Source organism: Cupriavidus campinensis, assembly GCF_905397395.1.
GTDB classification, from domain to species: Bacteria; Pseudomonadota; Gammaproteobacteria; order Burkholderiales; family Burkholderiaceae; genus Cupriavidus; species Cupriavidus campinensis.
The window spans coordinates 1-16,296 of record NZ_CAJPVH010000063.1; the positions used below are offsets into that span (position 1 = coordinate 1).

Annotated in this window: 13 protein-coding genes; 7 read left to right on the top strand and 6 right to left on the bottom strand. The window is 67.4% G+C overall.

Features of this window, described 5'->3' with window-relative positions; translation table 11 throughout:
• Positions 1 to 451: single-stranded DNA-binding protein (locus tag KHO18_RS24080; protein WP_211944022.1), on the bottom strand; the 451-nt coding region annotated here is incomplete at its 3' end.
• Between the two features lie 207 nt (positions 452 to 658).
• Positions 659 to 1,915, bottom strand: coding sequence for an MFS transporter (locus KHO18_RS24085; protein ID WP_144198869.1), 1,257 nt, complete (start codon positions 1,913 to 1,915; stop codon positions 659 to 661).
• A gap of 290 nt (positions 1,916 to 2,205) precedes the next feature.
• Between KHO18_RS24085 and uvrA the strand changes: the two genes are divergently transcribed.
• Positions 2,206 to 5,070, top strand: coding sequence for an excinuclease ABC subunit UvrA (gene uvrA, locus KHO18_RS24090; RefSeq protein WP_144198871.1), 2,865 nt, complete (start codon positions 2,206 to 2,208; stop codon positions 5,068 to 5,070).
• 17 nt (positions 5,071 to 5,087) lie between these two features.
• Here the strand turns inward: uvrA and KHO18_RS24095 are convergent, their stop codons facing one another.
• From KHO18_RS24095 to KHO18_RS24105, 3 genes are all read right to left on the bottom strand, one after another.
• Positions 5,088 to 7,202 carry a TonB-dependent siderophore receptor gene (locus KHO18_RS24095; protein ID WP_144198873.1) on the bottom strand — a complete coding sequence of 705 codons (2,115 nt, stop codon included), beginning with the start codon at positions 7,200 to 7,202 and terminating at the stop codon, positions 5,088 to 5,090.
• Positions 7,203 to 7,312: 110 nt separating this feature from the next.
• Positions 7,313 to 8,995, bottom strand: a complete 1,683-nt coding sequence (locus KHO18_RS24100) for a Na/Pi cotransporter family protein (protein WP_144198875.1) — start codon at positions 8,993 to 8,995, stop codon at positions 7,313 to 7,315.
• Positions 8,996 to 9,164: 169 nt separating this feature from the next.
• Positions 9,165 to 9,737 carry an adenine phosphoribosyltransferase gene (locus KHO18_RS24105; protein WP_144198877.1) on the bottom strand — a complete coding sequence of 191 codons (573 nt, stop codon included), beginning with the start codon at positions 9,735 to 9,737 and terminating at the stop codon, positions 9,165 to 9,167.
• A 135-nt stretch (positions 9,738 to 9,872) separates the two neighbouring features.
• On the opposite strand from KHO18_RS24105, the gene KHO18_RS24110 reads away from it, so the two are divergent.
• Both KHO18_RS24110 and KHO18_RS24115 read left to right on the top strand, forming a co-directional pair.
• Positions 9,873 to 10,451 (top strand): DJ-1/PfpI family protein, encoded by a 579-nt coding sequence (locus tag KHO18_RS24110; RefSeq protein ID WP_144198879.1) that lies wholly within the window; start codon positions 9,873 to 9,875, stop codon positions 10,449 to 10,451.
• Positions 10,452 to 10,527: 76 nt separating this feature from the next.
• The gene (locus KHO18_RS24115) at positions 10,528 to 10,911 is read left to right on the top strand and encodes a ribbon-helix-helix domain-containing protein (RefSeq protein WP_144198881.1); all 384 of its coding nucleotides are present in this window, start codon (positions 10,528 to 10,530) and stop codon (positions 10,909 to 10,911) included.
• Between the two features lie 22 nt (positions 10,912 to 10,933).
• Here KHO18_RS24115 and KHO18_RS24120 read toward each other — a convergent pair whose 3' ends face one another.
• The gene (locus KHO18_RS24120; protein ID WP_144198883.1) at positions 10,934 to 12,913 is read right to left on the bottom strand and encodes a monovalent cation:proton antiporter family protein; all 1,980 of its coding nucleotides are present in this window, start codon (positions 12,911 to 12,913) and stop codon (positions 10,934 to 10,936) included.
• A gap of 172 nt (positions 12,914 to 13,085) precedes the next feature.
• Between KHO18_RS24120 and KHO18_RS24125 the strand changes: the two genes are divergently transcribed.
• The 4 genes from KHO18_RS24125 (at position 13,086) to lptB (ending at position 16,262) form a co-directional block, all read left to right on the top strand.
• Positions 13,086 to 14,069: a KpsF/GutQ family sugar-phosphate isomerase gene (locus tag KHO18_RS24125; RefSeq protein WP_144198885.1), complete on the top strand. Its 984-nt coding sequence runs from the start codon at positions 13,086 to 13,088 to the stop codon at positions 14,067 to 14,069.
• Between the two features lie 12 nt (positions 14,070 to 14,081).
• Complete coding sequence (lptC, locus tag KHO18_RS24130) at positions 14,082 to 14,717, top strand: LPS export ABC transporter periplasmic protein LptC (protein ID WP_144198887.1); 636 nt, start codon at positions 14,082 to 14,084, stop codon at positions 14,715 to 14,717.
• A gap of 63 nt (positions 14,718 to 14,780) precedes the next feature.
• Positions 14,781 to 15,422: a lipopolysaccharide transport periplasmic protein LptA gene (lptA, locus tag KHO18_RS24135; RefSeq protein WP_211944023.1), complete on the top strand. Its 642-nt coding sequence runs from the start codon at positions 14,781 to 14,783 to the stop codon at positions 15,420 to 15,422.
• A 39-nt stretch (positions 15,423 to 15,461) separates the two neighbouring features.
• On the top strand, positions 15,462 to 16,262 hold the full coding sequence (gene lptB / locus KHO18_RS24140; RefSeq protein ID WP_144198891.1) for an LPS export ABC transporter ATP-binding protein: 801 nt from the start codon (positions 15,462 to 15,464) through the stop codon (positions 16,260 to 16,262).
• Positions 16,263 to 16,296: the final 34 nt, after the last annotated feature.

Sequence of the window (16,296 nt, forward strand, 5' to 3'; positions counted from 1 at the left end):
CCTGGGCACGGCCGCCGCCGTAGCCACCACCACCGCCACCGCCGGCGCCGCCCTGGGCTTCGCGGCTGTAGCCGCCGCCACCGCCGCCGAAGCTGCCTTCCTCACCGCCGCCCGACGCGCGGCCGCCCAGCATCTGCATCTGGTCCGCGACGATTTCGGTGCTGTACTTGTCCTGGCCGGCCTGGTCCGTCCACTTGCGCGTGCGGATGCGGCCTTCGATGTAGACCGACGAGCCCTTCTTCAGGTACTGGCCGGCGATCTCGGCCAGCTTGCCGAAGAAGGCGATGCGGTGCCACTCGGTGGCTTCCTTGAAATCGCCGGACTGCTTGTCCTTGTAGCGATCGGTCGTCGCCAGGCGGATGTTCGTCACGGCGTCGCCGCTGGGCATGTAGCGGGTTTCCGGGTCGGCGCCCAGGTTACCGACGAGAATGACTTTGTTGACCGATGCCATGTAAATGTTCTCCAAGAACCGCGCCCCGCTTCCCTGCGGCGGCACGGCATGACTGATTTGCTGGTGGGTCGTCCGTCACAGGACGTAAACGACAACACGGTAAACGACATCACGCGCCCCCGGATGGCCGGTCGGGCGCGTGTAGATGCTAACCCCGTTAAGACGAAAAAGCGTTTCGGACTGCTACGGATATGACAACAAGTGTGTCTAACCCGCCACTGCCGACGCACCCTCCTGCCCGCGGGCCGGTGGCGCCTTCATGCTCCACGCGATTATAAGCCAGAGCACCAGCACGGCCGCACAGCCGAGGAATACCGCACTGCGCCCCTCGTGCTTGAGCAGCCAGCCGCCCACCACGCCGCCCAGGAACAGGCCCATCGCCTGGGTAGTGTTGTAAACGCCCAGCGCCGCGCCGCGCCCGGCCGCCGCGTAGCGCGACACCAGCGACGGCTGCATGGCTTCCAGCACGTTGAATGCCACAAAGAACAACAGCAGTACACCCGCTATCGGCCACAGGCCCTGTACCGCTGCGAACATCAGCTGCACCACGGTCATCAGCGCCACCGATGCCAGCAGCACCGGGCGCACCCGGCCATAGCGCTCGGCGGCCATCATCGGCCCCAGCATCAGGACGAAGGAAACCAGTACCACGGGCAGGTAGACCTTCCAGTGCTGGTCCAGCGGCATGCCGGCATCGGCCAGCATGGCCGGCACGACCATGAACATCGCCACCTGGCTGGCGTGCAGCGCCAGCACGCCCACATTCATGCGGATCAGGTCCGCATTCAGCAGCACCTGCCGGAACGGCATGCGCACCGGGTGCGGCGGCGGCGGGGCCGGCACCAGGAACAGCGTCACGCCGATGGCCAGCACGCCCAGCACTGCCATCAGCCAGAAGATGCCGGACATGCCGATGCTCTTCAGCAGTGGCGAGGCAATCACCAGGGACAGCGCGAAGGTCAGCCCGATGCTGCCGCCGACCATCGCCATGGCCTTGGTGCGATGGCGCTCGCGCGTCAGGTCGGCAATGCAGGCCGTGATGGCCGCCGAGATGGCGCCCATGCCCTGCATCGCCCGGCCGATGGTGATGCCGGCCAGGGTGTCCGAGAAGGCCGCCACCAGCGCGCCGGCCACAAACAGCAGCAGCCCGGCCACCATCACCGGCTTGCGGCCGACGCGGTCGGACAGCCAGCCCAGCGGAATATGGAGGAAAGCCTGCATCAGGCCGTAGATGCCCATGGCCAGGCCGATGCGCTGGGCGTCGTGCCCGTCGGGCAGGCCGCGCGCGTACTCGGCGAACACCGGCAGGATCAGGAACAGGCCCAGCATGCGCAGCGCGAAGATGCTCGCCAGCGAGAGACTGGCACGCAACTCGCTTTTGGTCATGCGGTCGCGCACGGGCGCCGTCTGGGCGGCCGGGTCGGCGAGATTGGCGGGCTGGGGAGAAGAAGGAATCGACGGCATTGCGCTCGTGAATGGAATTCTGGCTCGGTCGATGCGAAGCATCCGGATGGCGGGCCATGTGGCACCCGTCCGCATGCCGGATGGCCAACGGGCAACCCGGGAAACCGAAGTTCGGTATATTAGCAGGTTTGCTTCCCCGCGCTTTCCGGGTCACGCGGCGGCCGAACGGCCCCCTGGCGCCCCGGTCTGGGCGGCGCTTCAGGCGTCGTGCAAGGCACTTTGAACATTCCGTGAGACCGACCTGTCCGCCCCGGCGGCAGCGGCGGCCTGGCTGGGCAACTAATCGGTATATGGAAGAAATCAAGATCCGTGGGGCGCGTACCCACAACCTGAAGAACATCAACCTCGACCTGCCGCGCAACAAGCTCATCGTGATCACGGGGCTGTCGGGGTCCGGCAAGTCGTCGCTGGCGTTCGACACGCTCTATGCCGAGGGCCAGCGCCGCTACGTCGAATCGCTGTCCGCCTACGCCCGCCAGTTCCTGCAGTTGATGGAGAAGCCCGATGTCGACCTGATCGAGGGCCTCTCCCCGGCCATCTCGATCGAGCAGAAGGCCACCAGCCACAACCCGCGTTCCACCGTGGGCACGGTCACCGAGATCCACGACTACCTGCGCCTGCTGTTCGCCCGCGCCGGCACGCCCTACTGCCCGGACCACCACATCGCGCTCCAGGCGCAGAGCGTCTCCCAGATGGTGGATGCCGCGCTCGCCCTGCCCGAGGACACCAAGCTGATGATCCTGGCGCCCGTGGTGGCGGACCGCAAGGGCGAGCATTCAGACTTGTTCGATTCGATGCAGGCCCAGGGCTTCGTGCGCTTCCGCGTGCGCTCGGGCGGCGGCACGGCCCATGAGGCCGAGGCCAAGGTCTACGACATCGACTCGCTGCCCAAGCTCAAGAAGACCGAGAAACACAGCATCGAGGTGGTGGTGGACCGCGTGAAGGTGCGCGCCGACCTCAAGCAGCGTCTGGCCGAATCGTTCGAAACCGCGCTGCGGCTGGCCGACGGCCGCGCCATCGCGCTGGAGATGGATACCGGGCATGAGCACGTGTTCAGCTCGCGCTTTGCCTGCCCGATCTGCTCGTATTCCCTCCAGGAACTGGAGCCGCGGCTGTTCTCGTTCAACAACCCGATGGGCGCCTGCCAGAGCTGCGACGGGCTGGGCCAGATCACCTTCTTCGATCCGAAACGCGTGGTGGCCTTCCCCAACCTATCCCTGGCCTCGGGCGCCATCAAGGGCTGGGACCGCCGCAACCAGTTCTACTTCCAGATGCTGCAAAGCCTGGCGGCGTTCTACGACTTCGACACCGACACCGCGTTCGAAGACCTGCCCGCCAACGTCCAGCAGGTGGTGCTGCACGGCTCGGGCGAGGTAGAGATTCCGTTCACGTATATCAACGAGAAAGGCCGCACCACGGTGCGCGCCCACGTGTTCGAGGGGATCATCCCGAACCTGGAGCGCCGCTACCGCGAGACCGATTCGGCGGCGGTGCGCGAGGAACTGGCCAAGTACCAGAACAACCAGCCCTGCCCGGCCTGCGAGGGCACCCGGCTGCGCACCGAGGCGCGCCACGTGAAGGTGGGCGAGGACGACCAGGCGCGGGCCATCTACGAGGTCAACGGCTGGCCGCTGCGCGACGCGCTGACGTGGTTCCTGACCCTGAACCTGCACGGCGCCAAGCGCGAGATCGCCGACAAGATCGTCAAGGAAATCACCGCCCGGCTGAACTTCCTGAACAACGTAGGGCTGGATTACCTGTCCCTGGAGCGCAGCGCCGACACGCTCTCCGGCGGCGAGGCCCAGCGCATCCGGCTGGCCTCCCAGATCGGTTCCGGGCTGACCGGCGTGATGTATGTGCTCGATGAGCCATCCATCGGCCTGCACCAGCGCGATAACGACCGCCTGATCGGCACGCTCAAGCATCTGCGCGACATCGGCAACTCGGTGCTGGTGGTGGAGCACGACGAGGACATGATCCGCGCCTGCGACTACGTGGTGGACATCGGCCCCGGCGCCGGCGTGCATGGCGGGATGATCGTGGCCGAAGGCACGCCGCCGCAGATCGAGGCGGCGCCGGGCTCGCTGACGGGCCAGTACCTGTCCGGCAAGCGCCGTATCGAGGTGCCCAAGACGCGCGCCACCCCGGACGAGGAACGGCTGCTGCGCATCGTCAACGCCACCGGCAACAACCTGCGCAACGTGACCGCCGAGATTCCGGTGGGGCTGCTGACCTGCATCACCGGGGTCTCTGGCTCGGGCAAGTCCACGCTGATCAACGACACGCTGTACCACGCCGTGGCGCGCCACCTGTACGGCAGCACGGCCGAGCCGGCGGCGCACGACCATATCGAGGGGCTGGAGCACTTCGACAAGGTCATCAACGTCGACCAGAGCCCGATCGGCCGCACGCCGCGCTCGAACCCCGCCACGTACACCGGCCTGTTCACGCCGATCCGCGAGCTGTTCGCGGGCGTGCCGTCGGCCAAGGAGCGCGGCTACGACCCGGGCCGGTTCTCGTTCAATGTGAAGGGAGGCCGCTGCGAGTCCTGCCAGGGCGACGGCGTGATCAAGGTGGAGATGCACTTCCTGCCCGACGTCTATGTGCCGTGCGATGTCTGCCACGGCCAGCGCTATAACCGCGAGACGCTGGAAGTCCTCTACAAGGGCAAGAGCATTTCCGAGGTGCTGGACCTGACCGTGGAGCAGGCCTACGAATTCTTCAGCGCCGTGCCGGTGGTGCGGCGCAAGCTGCAGACGCTGCTCGATGTGGGGCTTGGCTACATCCGGCTGGGCCAGTCGGCCACCACGCTGTCCGGCGGGGAGGCGCAGCGGGTGAAGCTGTCGCTCGAACTGTCCAAGCGCGACACCGGCCGCACGCTCTACATCCTGGACGAGCCGACCACGGGCCTGCACTTCCATGACATCGAGCTGCTGCTCAAGGTCATCCACAAGCTGCGCGACCAGGGCAACACGGTGGTGATCATCGAACACAACCTCGACGTCATCAAGACCGCCGACTGGCTGCTGGACATGGGCCCCGAAGGCGGCGCCGGCGGCGGGCAGGTCATCGCCAAGGGCTCGCCCGAGACCGTGGCCAAGAGCCGCGCCAGCTTCACCGGCAAGTACCTCGCCCCGCTGCTGAAGCGGGGGTAGTCAGGGCCCCCGGGGGCTCAGTAGTTCAGCGTCAGGTTGAACATCGCCACGCGCGGGTTGCCCACCGGGAGCACGTTGTTGTTGAGGCCACCCGCGTAGTAGGCCTTGTCGAACACGTTCTTGACGTTGAACGCCGCGCGCCAGTGATTGGCGATGTAGCCGACGCCGAGGTCCGCCACTGCGTAGCCGGGCACGGTATAGCTGAAGCTGTAGCCGCGCTTGGCGCTCTCGCCGCGCATGCCGGCCCCCACGTACCAGCCGGCCAGCGCGCCGCGGAAGCGGTACTGGCTCCAGACCGAGAAGCTGTGGCGCGGCACGGCGTTGAGCGGCTGGCCGACGTTGGCCGCCGTGGTGTCCTCCGTCACCTCGCTCGCAATATAGGCATACGCGCCGGACAGGCTCAGGCCGTTGCCGAAGTCCTGCGTCACCTCCAGTTCTACCCCGCGCGAGCGCTGCTGGCCCACGGCCACGCTGAAGCCGGTGTTCACTGGATCCGAGCTGAGCACGTTGTTGCGCGTCAACTCGAACAGCGCCAGCGTCACCAGGCCGGCCTGGCCCGGCGTGTCGAACTTCACCCCTGCTTCCACCTGCCGGCCGCGCTCGGGCTGGAACGTCGCGCCGTTCACGTCGGTACCGGCATTTGGCAGGAACGAGGTGGCATAGCTGACGTAGGGGCGCGCCCACGGCGTCAGTTCATACATGACCGCCGCGCTGCCGGTGACGGCGCGGTTGTCGTTGTCGGTACGGGCGGCGGCCACGCGGTCCGTGGTGCTGGTGCGCGCGGTTTCGTAGCGCACGCCGCCGGTCACGATCCAGCGCTGGGCCACGCGGACCTGATCGCGCAGGTAGAAGCCGAGCGCGTGCAGCGTGTCGGTGGCATCGGTGCCGTAGCTGGCCGGGCAGTTGATCGCCGCGCCATAGACCGGGTTGTAGACGTTCAGCGCCGCCACCCGGCAGGTCTTCTGCAGGCGGTCTTCCCGGGTGCGGCGGTAGTCGATGCCGAAGGTGAGCTGGTGTTCGTGCCCGGTGAACCGGAACGTGCGCTGCGCGTTGGTATCCACGCCAAAGGCATCGCCCGAGAAGTCCTGCTGCGTGGCGCCGCGGTTCAGCAACTGGCTGTTGACCGCCATCGTCCCGGCCGTGACGAGGGTGCCGGTCAGGGAGGAGGTCTGGTAGCGCAGGTTCTGGTTCACGGTCCAGCCAGAATCGAAGCGGTGCGTCAGCGCATAGCCGATGCGGTTCTGCTCGCCGTCGTAGGGCTGCGCGCCGGGCTCGCCGATAAAGCGCGAATCCGGCACCACGCCGTTACGGTTGCTGACCAGCGTGCCGTTCACCGGCAGGCCCTGCTGGCGCACGTAGTGGCGCTCGTTGTGGCTGGCCAGGATCGTGAAATCGGTGCGCGTGCCGAAGTCGAGCGTCAGCGACGGCGCAATCCAGCGGTTGCGGTACCAGACGTCGTCGGTCGGATCGTCGCTGTCCATCGCCAGCGCGTTGAGGCGGAACGCGGCCTTGCTGTCCTTCGCCAGCGGCGTGCCCACGTCGGCGGTCACCTGGCGGAAGCCGTAGTTGCCCACGGTCAGGCCGAGTTCGCCGAACAGTTCCGGGCGCGGGCGCTTGCTGACGATATTGACCAGCCCGCCCGGCTGCACGGCGCCGAACAGCACCGAGGCCGGCCCCTTGAGCACTTCCACGCGCTCCGCGCCGAACAGCTCCTGCGCAACGCGGTTGTTGCTGTCGACGAGCAGGCCATCGGCAAAAATCGATTCCGAGGCGCGCTGGCCACGGATCACGAAGTCGTCCCAGCCGCGCCGGCCGTAGACGTTGGTCACGACGCCGGCGGAGTTCTGGAGCGCATCGGAGAGGTTCTGCGCCTGCTGGCTGTCGAGCAGGTCGCGCGTGATGACGGTGATCGACTGCGCGGCATCGGCGGCCGATTCGCCGGACTTGGTGACCCCGGCGGGGCGCCGCGTGGCAAATCCGACATCCACGGCGCCGTCACCCGCCGCGCTGACGGTGACCGAGGGCAACTCGGTCACCGGCTCGGCGGCCTGAGCCGCTTGGAGCGGGAGGGAAAGGGCGGCGGCGGGAACAGCGAAGACAACGAACGGAACAACGGAGCGGCGGGAAGACATCACGACCTATGCAAATGCAGCGGAAGTGACGCATATTAAATGCGAATCGTTCTCGTTTGTTGGATTCCGTGGCGAATGTTTCCTAATTGCTACATTGAGCCGTCAACAGGCTACCGCGCCTGGGCCTCTGGCACGCCGGTCACGCCCGCGGGCGGGTCTTCCTTCATCCGGCTGCGGTTCATCAGCCCGGCCTGCTCCAGCACCGGGTAGGCCGTGGCGCAGAACAGCGAGTTGAGGCGCTTCATTTCGCTGATGACGTCCAGGTGGAGCGAGCTGGTCTCGATGCTCTCCGTCGTCTGCACCGCCACGCGCTGCAAGTGCGTCCGCGCATACTTCCGCTCCAATTCGCGGAAGTTGGCCTTCTCGCCCATCAGCTGCTGGGCGCTGCGGATATCCCCGTTCAGGAACACCGACAAACCCAGGCGCAGGTTCGCCACCAGTCGGCCATGCATCTCGGTGATCTCCTGCATGCCGGCTTCGGAGAACGCCAGGTTATGGGCGATCTTCTTCTCCTTGGCGTCCAGGATCACCCGTTCGATCAGGTCGCCCGCATGTTCGAGGTTGATGGTCAGCGAGATGATCTCGGTCCAGCGCTGGCCATCGTGTTCGTCCAGCGCCTCGGTGCTGATCTGGGTCAGGTAGAGCTTGATGGCCGTGTAGAGGTCGTCCACCTCGTTGTCGATGCGGCAGGTGGCGGTGGCCAGCTTGGCGTCGTTGGTGCGCAGCACGCGCAACATGTTGTCCAGCATCTGCTCGATGCGGTCGCCGATGCGCAGCACCTCGCGCGCGGCGTTGGACAGCGCCAGCGTGGGCGTGGGCAGCGCGGCGGGGTCGAGGTGGCGCGGCGTGACCTGGCTGTCGCCGGTGTTGCGGCCCGGCAGGATGGCCTCGCAGATCCGCGCCAGCGGCGCCGTGGCGCCCAGCAGCAGCACGGCCAGCGCCACGTTGAACAGCAGATGGAAATTGACGATGAGCCGCTGCGGGTCCGTGCTGACCAGCGCCAGCAGTTCCTCGGCCTGGTTCAGCAGCGGCAGCGCGATCACGCACCCGAGCAGCCGCGACAGCAGGTTGCCCAGCGTCACGCGCTTGCCCGGCTGGTTGTTGCCCGAGGTAGTCAGCAGCGCCGAGATCCCGGAGCCCAGGTTGGCGCCAAGCACCAGCGCCAGCGCCACATGGATCGACACCACGCCTGCCGACGCCAGCGCGCCGCAGAACAGCACCACGGCCAGGCTCGAATAGCAGAGGATGGTCAGCACCGCGCCAATCAGCATGTCGAGCGCGGCATCGCCAGTCAGCGTGCTGAACAGCACCTTCACGCCGGCGGCCTGCACCACGGGGCGCGTGGCGATCGAGATCAGTTCCAGCGCGAGGGTGATCAGCCCGAGCCCGATCAGCACCCGGCCCACATGCCCGGGCCGGCTGCCCTTCCAGCTCAGGTGGAGAATCACGCCGACGAAGATCAGCAGCGGCGAGAGCCACGACAGGTCCATCGAGAACACCTGCACCATCAGCGCCGTGCCGACGTTGGCGCCGAGCATGATGGCGAGCGCGGGCGCCACGGCAATCAGGCCCTGGCCCACGAACGAACTGACGATGACGGCGGTGGCGTTGCTGCTCTGCACAAGCCCGGTCACGCCGAGCCCGGCCGCGAAGGCCGTGAAGCGGTTCGACACGCTGACCGACAGCACATGGCGCAGATTGGCGCCATACACGCGCAGGATGCCGACCTTGACGATGTTGGTGCCCCAGACCAGGAGCGCCACGCCAGATAGAAGATGGAGAAGTACGCCCATTGCGCGTCCTTATTCCTTCGTGACCGGTGCCGATGTCAACTATCGAGGCTCCGCCCGGTCATCATGTTGTTGTCAAGGGGGCATTATGCGCCGCGCCCCCGGACCCGGCAATGGAGGGGAATGGCGGGGAATGGCGGGAAAAACAACGGCGGGGGGCGGGCCGCAGGGCTCAGTGGCCCTCGAAATTGCAGACCGTGAACAGCGGCAGGCCGCTCTTGTGCAGCAGCTTCGAGCCGCCGAGTTCGGGCAGGTCGACGATCGCCGCGCCCTCCACTACCGTCGCGCCCAGGCGCTCCAGCAGCTTGCGGCCGGCCATCATGGTGCCGCCGGTGGCGATCAGGTCGTCGATCAGCAACACGCGGTCGCCGGGCTTGCAGGCGTCGGCGTGGATCTCCACGGTGGCGCTGCCGTACTCGAGTTCGTACTCCTCGGCCACGGTCTGGAACGGCAGCTTGCCCTTCTTGCGGATCGGCACGAAGCCCAGGTTCAGCTCGTACGCGATGATCGAGCCGAGGATGAAGCCGCGCGCGTCGATGCCGGCCACGAGGTCCAGCTCCTGGTCCATGTAGCGGTGCACGAACACGTCGATCAGCACGCGCAGGGTCTTGGGGTTCTGCAGCAGCGGGGTGATGTCGCGGAACATCACGCCGGGCTGGGGCCAGTCCGGCACGGTGCGGATGCGGTCACGCAGGTAACCGGTGACGTCGCCGAGGTCGGGGGACTGGATGAGGGAATCTGCCATGGGGATTTGCGTCGAAATGGAAATCGCGTGCCGCCTGCGGTAACGGGCTACCACCCGCCCCGCGCAGGGCCGCCGCACAATGGCCCGGCCGGCCTGGACCGGCTCCGGACACCCGTAACCATACAGGAGACTGCAATGGCCAAGAAAATTCTGATGCTGGTTGGCGACTTCGCCGAAGACTACGAAACCATGGTGCCCTTCCAGGCACTTCAGATGGTGGGCCACGTGGTCCACGCGGTCTGCCCGGACAAGAAGGCCGGCGACCACTGCGCCACGGCCATCCACGACTTCGAGGGCGACCAGACCTACACCGAGAAGCGCGGCCACAATTTCACGCTGAACGCGACGTTTGCCGATGTCGACCCGGCTACGTATGACGCCATCGTCATTCCGGGCGGCCGCGCGCCCGAATACCTGCGCCTGAACGACCGCGTGCTGGAAATCGTGCGCCACTTCGCCACGGCGAACAAACCCATCGCGGCGGTCTGCCACGGCGCCCAGCTGCTCGCCGCGGCCGGCGTGCTCGAAGGCCGCACCTGCTCCGCCTACCCGGCCTGCGCGCCCGAAGTGCGGCTGGCGGGCGGCAAGTATGCCGATATTCCGGTCGATCAGGCCCATACCGACGGCAACCTCGTCACCGCGCCGGCGTGGCCGGCCCATCCGGCGTGGCTGGCCCAGTTCCTGACCGTGCTCGGGACCCGGATCACCCAGTAGCCACCCAGTCGACGTACAGTAGAGCCTTCCGAACGCGGCGCCAGCCCCCGGCGCCGCCGTCGCAGGAGGCATGCCGATGTGCGAGATCTTCGTCCGGGCCAATCCGGATTCCTACCAGACCCAGTCCCGCTCGCTGCGGCTGCACGGCGTGGCCACCAGCATCCGCCTGGAAAACCTGTTCTGGGAAGTGCTGGAAGAGCTGGCGCAGCGCGACGCGATGACGGTCAACCAGTTGCTGACCCGGCTCCATGACGAACTGGCCGAGCATCGCGGCGAGGCGTCGCTGTCGGCCAATTTCGCGTCATTCCTGCGCGTGTGCTGCTTGCGCTACCTGATGCTGCAGGGCGAGGGGCGGATTCCGGCCGATAGTCACGTGCCGATCCGATCACTTGACGCCCGCGCGGTGCTCGACGGCCTGCCGCCGTCCTGGGGCGCCGAAGGCTCTCCCCTGCATTCCTGAGCCTCTCTCTATATAGAGGCGCTCAGTCCCGCTGCAGCCGTTCCTCGGCAGACTCCAGCGCCTCCGGCGTACCGCGCAGCACCACGATATCGCCCGGTTCCAGCACGGTCTCGGGCTGCGGATCGAACGCGCGGATGCCGCGCCGGCGCACCGCCGTCACCTCCACCCCGATCCGCTCCAGCCCCAGCGCGCCCAGCCGGCGGCCCACGGCCGTGTGCTCGGGGCCGAGCGAGACCGAATGGAGCCGCACGGTGTCGCGCTCGATCATGTCCTCCTCGTCGTCCCGGCCGTGGAAGTAGCCGCGCAGCAGGCTGTAGCGCGCGTCGCGGGCCTGCTGCACGCCGCGCACCACGCGGCGCATCGGCACGCCCAGCAGCACCAGCGCGTGCGAGGCCAGCATCAGGCTGCCCTCGATGATCTCCGGCACCACCTCGGTGGCGCCGGCCTTCTGGAGCGTGTCCAGCTCGGAATCGTCCACGGTCCGCACGATCACGGGCAGCGCGGGCGCCAGCTCCTGCACGTGGTGCAGCACCCGCAGCGCCGACGGCGTGTTGGCATACGTCACAATCAGCGCGGCGGCGCGGTGGATACCGGCGGCGATCAGCGCCTCGCGGCGGCCGGCATCGCCATAGACCACGGTGTCGCCAGCCCCGGCGGCCTCGCGCACGCGGTCCGGGTCGAGGTCCAGCGCCACGTAGTTGATGCCCTCGCGCTCGAGCATATGCGCCAGGTTCTGCCCGCTCCGGCCAAATCCGCAGATGATCGCGTGCTTCTCGGTCTGCAGGCTCTGGGCGGCGATGCGGGTCATGTTGAGCGACTGCATCAGCCATTCGTTGGCGGCAAAGCGCAGCACGATGGCGTCGCTGTACTGGATCAGGAACGGCGCCGCCAGCATCGACAGCAGCATCGAGGCCAGGATGACCTGGATCAGCACCGGATCCACCAGCCCGATCCCGTCGATCTGGTTCAGCAGCACGAAGCCGAACTCGCCCGCCTGCGCCAGCCCCAGACCGGTACGGATGGCCACACCCTGCCGCGAGCCGAACAGCCGCGCCAGCACCGTGATCAGCACCAGCTTGAACAGGATCGGCACGAACAGCAGCCCCAGCACCAGCCAGATGTGCGCAATCACCACGCTGATGTTCAGCAGCATGCCGATGGTGACGAAGAACAGCCCCAGCAGCACGTCGCGGAACGGCTTGATGTCCTCCTCCACCTGGTGCCGGTAGGGCGTTTCCGAGATCAGCATGCCCGCCAAGAACGCGCCGAGCGCCATCGACAGGCCCAGCCGCTCGGTCAGCGCGGCCATGCCGAGCGTGACCAGCAGCAGGTTCAGCATGAACAGTTCCTGCGAGCGCCGCGCCGCCACCACGTGGAACCAGCGGCTCATCAGCCGCTGCCCGACGAAGAAGATCAGGCCGAGGGCCACCACGATCTTGACCGTGGCCAAGCCCAGGGCCGCCGCCAGCTCCCCGGGGTCGCGCGAGAGCGCCGGGATGATGATCAGCAGCGGCACCACGGCCAGATCCTGGAACAGCAGCACGCTGATGATGTTGCGGCCGTGCTCGGCCTCCAGCTCCATGCGCTCGGAAAGCATCTTGGAGACGATGGCCGTCGAGGACATGGCCAGCGCCCCGCCCAGCGCCACCGAGGCCTGCCAGGACAGGCCAGTCCAGGCCGAGAGCGCCCAGCCGGCCGCCACCACGAACCCCATCGTCAGCACCACCTGGGAGCCGCCCAGCCCGAACACGAGCCGTTTCATCGAGCGGAGCTTGCCCAGGTTGAACTCGAGCCCGATCGAGAACATCAGGAAGACCACGCCGAATTCGGCCAGGTACTTGGTCTGGGCGGAATCGCTGGCCAGCGCGAGCGCGTGGGGACCGATCAGGATGCCAACCGCCAGGTAGCCCAGCATGGGTGGCAGTTGCAGCATGCGGAAAGCCACCACGCCGAAAACGGCGGCGGCCAGCAGCACGAGGGTCAGTTCCAGCGGAGAATGCATTCGGCGGGCTTAGGGAAGACTTGGGCAGAATCTGGAACGAGCCGGCCGGGCACGCGCGCCGTCCCGGCATCGGTGCCTAGCCGGGGAAACACGGCAAGCGGCGGTCGCCGGGACCCCGTGGCCAAAAAAGCCGGGCCGGTCGCCATCGCATTCGTTGGTATACTTCGTCGCCATGATAGCCAATTTCGATGCGGAACGAGCACTTAAGCTCGCCCGCCACACCCTCAAGATCGAAGCCGACGCCGTTTCCGCGCTGGCTGACCGACTGACGCCCGCGTTTACCAAGGCGGTCCAGATGATCCTGGGCTGCACCGGACGCGTGGTCGTGTCCGGCATCGGCAAGTCCGGCCACATCGGCCGCAAGGTGGCGGCCACGCTGGCTTCCACGGGCACGCCGTCGTTCTTCGTGCACCCGGCCGAGGCCAGCCACGGCGACCTGGGCATGATCACGCGCGACGACGTGCTGATCGCGTTCTCCAATTCCGGCGAGACGGCCGAGCTGCTGTCGATCGTCCCGATCGTCAAGCGCATCGGCGCCGGGCTGATCTCGGTCACCGGGAACCCGGAATCGAACCTCGCCAAGCTGTCCGACGCCCATCTGGACGGCGCCGTGGCCCAGGAGGCCTGCCCGCTGAACCTGGCCCCGACCGCCAGCACCACGGCGGCGCTGGCGCTGGGCGACGCCCTGGCCGTGGCCGTGCTGGACGCACGCGGCTTTGGCGAGGAAGACTTCGCCCGCTCGCACCCGGGCGGCGCGCTGGGCCGCAAGCTGCTGACCCACGTGCGCGACGTCATGCGCACCGGCAACGGCGTGCCCGAGGTGCGTGAAAACACCCCGCTGGCCCAGGCACTGATGGAAATCACCCGCAAGGGCCTGGCCATGACGGCCGTGGTGGACCCGGACGGCCACGCCATCGGCGTGTTCACCGATGGCGACCTGCGCCGCCTGCTGGAAACCCCGCGCGACTGGCGCACCGTGCCCATCGGCGAGGTCATGCACCGCAACCCCCACGTGGTGAACCAGGACCATCTGGCCGTGGAGGCCGTGCAGATCATGGAGGCGAACCGCATCAACCAGCTGCTGGTGGTGGATGGCGACGGCAAGCTCGTGGGCGCGCTCCACATCCATGACCTGACCCGCGCCAAGGTCATCTGAACGGGGCCGGCGATGCGGGACTTCTTCGGCAGGATCTCCGGTCTGGTCATGCGGCTGCTGCCGTTGCTGCTGATGGCGATGGTGGCCGGCAGCACGTTCTGGCTGGTGCAGATCAACTCGCCCCATGAGGACGAGGCCGCGCAGAACCGCGCCAAGCGCCATGAGGCGGACTACTACATGGACCGCTTCTCGGCCACGGAGCTGGACACCACCGGCGCCACCAAGATGCGCTTCACCGGCGTGAAGATGATCCATTTCGAGGACGACCAGACCTACGAGGTGACCACGCCGGCCATGCGCGCCTACCAGCCGGACCGCCCCCCGGTCACGGTCAACGCGGACCGGGGCGTGATGAACGCCGAGGGCTCCGTGATCGACCTGTACGGCAATGCCTTCCTGGTGCGGCAGCCCGGCGTCGATGTGGCGAAGGACCCGCGCATGACCGCCGCGTCGCAATATTTCCAGTTGCTGGTCAATGACGACATCGTCAAGACCGATAAAGCGGTACAGCTCACGCGCGGGCCGTCGGTGATGACCGCCAACGGGCTGGTCTTCAACAATGTCACCCGCGAAGTACAATTGCTCGGCAACGTACGCGGCACCATCGTCATGAATCCGCCGTCGGGGCAGGCCCGGACCACGCAGTAAGCACAACAACAAGCACGCCAGGCGCCGGCAACGGATCGCCCGTCATTCTCTCAGCTGACCACCATGACCCCATCCCTGACGACGTTGTCCTGTCGCCGCATCGTGCCCGCCCTGGCGGTGGCAATCGCCGCACTTGGCGCGACCCTGGCCCAGCCGGCCCTGGCGGAGCGTGCCGACAAGGACAAGCCGCTGGTGCTGGAGGCCAACAACGCCAGCTACGACGATGTGAAGCAGATCTATACGCTGACCGGCAACGTGGTGCTGACCAAGGGCACGATGGTGCTGAAGTCTGATGCCGCGCAGATCCGCACCGACCCCGAGGGCTACCAGTACGCGGTGGCCACGGCCAACCCGGGCCGCCAGGCGTATATCCGGCAGAAGCGCGACGGCGTGGACGAATACATCGACGGCTGGGGCGACCGCATCGAGTACGACGGCAAGCAGGAAATGTCGAAGCTGATTGGCCATGCCCGTGCGGCGCGGATCGCCGGCGCCAAGACCGTCGACGAGATCCGTGGCGCCGTGATCACCTACGACAGCCGCAACGAGTACTACACGGCCGCGGGCGGCGACAACAACACCTCCACCGGCAATCCGTCCGGCCGCGTGCGCGCCGTGCTCTCGCCGCGCGCGGACCAGTCCAGCGGCGCCGCCGCGCCGCCGCCGCTGGAACTGAAGCCGGCGCCCGCGCCCGGCAAGCCCTGAACCCGGACGCGCCCGCCGCGTCACGCATGCATTGACCTGATGAACGACTCCGCCACGCTCGCCCCGAACGCCGCCGCAGCCCCGTCGGCCGCCCGTACCGACAGCAGCACGCTGGTCGTGCGCCACCTGAAGAAGCGCTACGGATCGCGCACCGTGGTCAAGGACGTCTCGCTGGACGTGAAGAGCGGCGAGGTGGTGGGCCTGCTCGGCCCGAACGGCGCCGGCAAGACCACATCGTTCTACATGATCGTGGGCCTCGTGGCGCTGGACGAGGGCGACATCGTGCTGGACGACCAGCACATCAGCGGCCTGCCGATCCACGAGCGCGCCCGCATGGGCCTGTCCTACCTGCCGCAGGAGGCCTCGGTCTTCCGCAAGCTCAACGTCGAGGAAAACATCCGCGCCGTGCTGGAGCTGCAGATCGAGAACGGCAAGTCGCTGCCGAAGGCGGAGATCGAACGGCGCCTCGATTCGCTGCTGGACGACCTGCAGATCGCCCACCTGCGCAACAACCCGGCGCTCTCGCTCTCCGGCGGCGAGCGCCGCCGCGTGGAAATTGCCCGGGCGCTGGCCTCCGCGCCGCGCTTCATCCTGCTGGATGAGCCATTCGCCGGCGTGGACCCCATCGCCGTGGGCGAAATCCAGCGCATCGTCAGCTTCCTGAAGGCGCGCAATATCGGCGTGCTGATTACGGACCACAACGTGCGCGAGACGCTCGGCATCTGCGACCACGCCTACATCATCAGCGAAGGCACGGTGCTGGCTGCCGGCCAGCCTGAGGAAATCATCGCCAACGAGTCCGTGCGACGCGTCTACCTGGGCGAAAACTTCCGCATGTGACCCATCGGCCGCCGCGCGCGGCCGCGTTTCTCCC

Coding starts and splice junctions, on each gene's coding strand:
- KHO18_RS24100 (WP_144198875.1), bottom strand. CDS start 8,995: ATGGGCGTACTTCTCCATCTTCTATCTGGCGTGGCGCTCCTGGTCTGG.
- lptA (WP_211944023.1), top strand. CDS start 14,781: ATGACCCCATCCCTGACGACGTTGTCCTGTCGCCGCATCGTGCCCGCC.
- KHO18_RS24095 (WP_144198873.1), bottom strand. CDS start 7,202: ATGTCTTCCCGCCGCTCCGTTGTTCCGTTCGTTGTCTTCGCTGTTCCC.
- KHO18_RS24120 (WP_144198883.1), bottom strand. CDS start 12,913: ATGCATTCTCCGCTGGAACTGACCCTCGTGCTGCTGGCCGCCGCCGTT.
- KHO18_RS24115 (WP_144198881.1), top strand. CDS start 10,528: ATGTGCGAGATCTTCGTCCGGGCCAATCCGGATTCCTACCAGACCCAG.
- KHO18_RS24110 (WP_144198879.1), top strand. CDS start 9,873: ATGGCCAAGAAAATTCTGATGCTGGTTGGCGACTTCGCCGAAGACTAC.
- uvrA (WP_144198871.1), top strand. CDS start 2,206: ATGGAAGAAATCAAGATCCGTGGGGCGCGTACCCACAACCTGAAGAAC.
- KHO18_RS24085 (WP_144198869.1), bottom strand. CDS start 1,915: ATGCCGTCGATTCCTTCTTCTCCCCAGCCCGCCAATCTCGCCGACCCG.
- lptC (WP_144198887.1), top strand. CDS start 14,082: ATGCGGGACTTCTTCGGCAGGATCTCCGGTCTGGTCATGCGGCTGCTG.
- KHO18_RS24125 (WP_144198885.1), top strand. CDS start 13,086: ATGATAGCCAATTTCGATGCGGAACGAGCACTTAAGCTCGCCCGCCAC.
- KHO18_RS24105 (WP_144198877.1), bottom strand. CDS start 9,737: ATGGCAGATTCCCTCATCCAGTCCCCCGACCTCGGCGACGTCACCGGT.
- lptB (WP_144198891.1), top strand. CDS start 15,462: ATGAACGACTCCGCCACGCTCGCCCCGAACGCCGCCGCAGCCCCGTCG.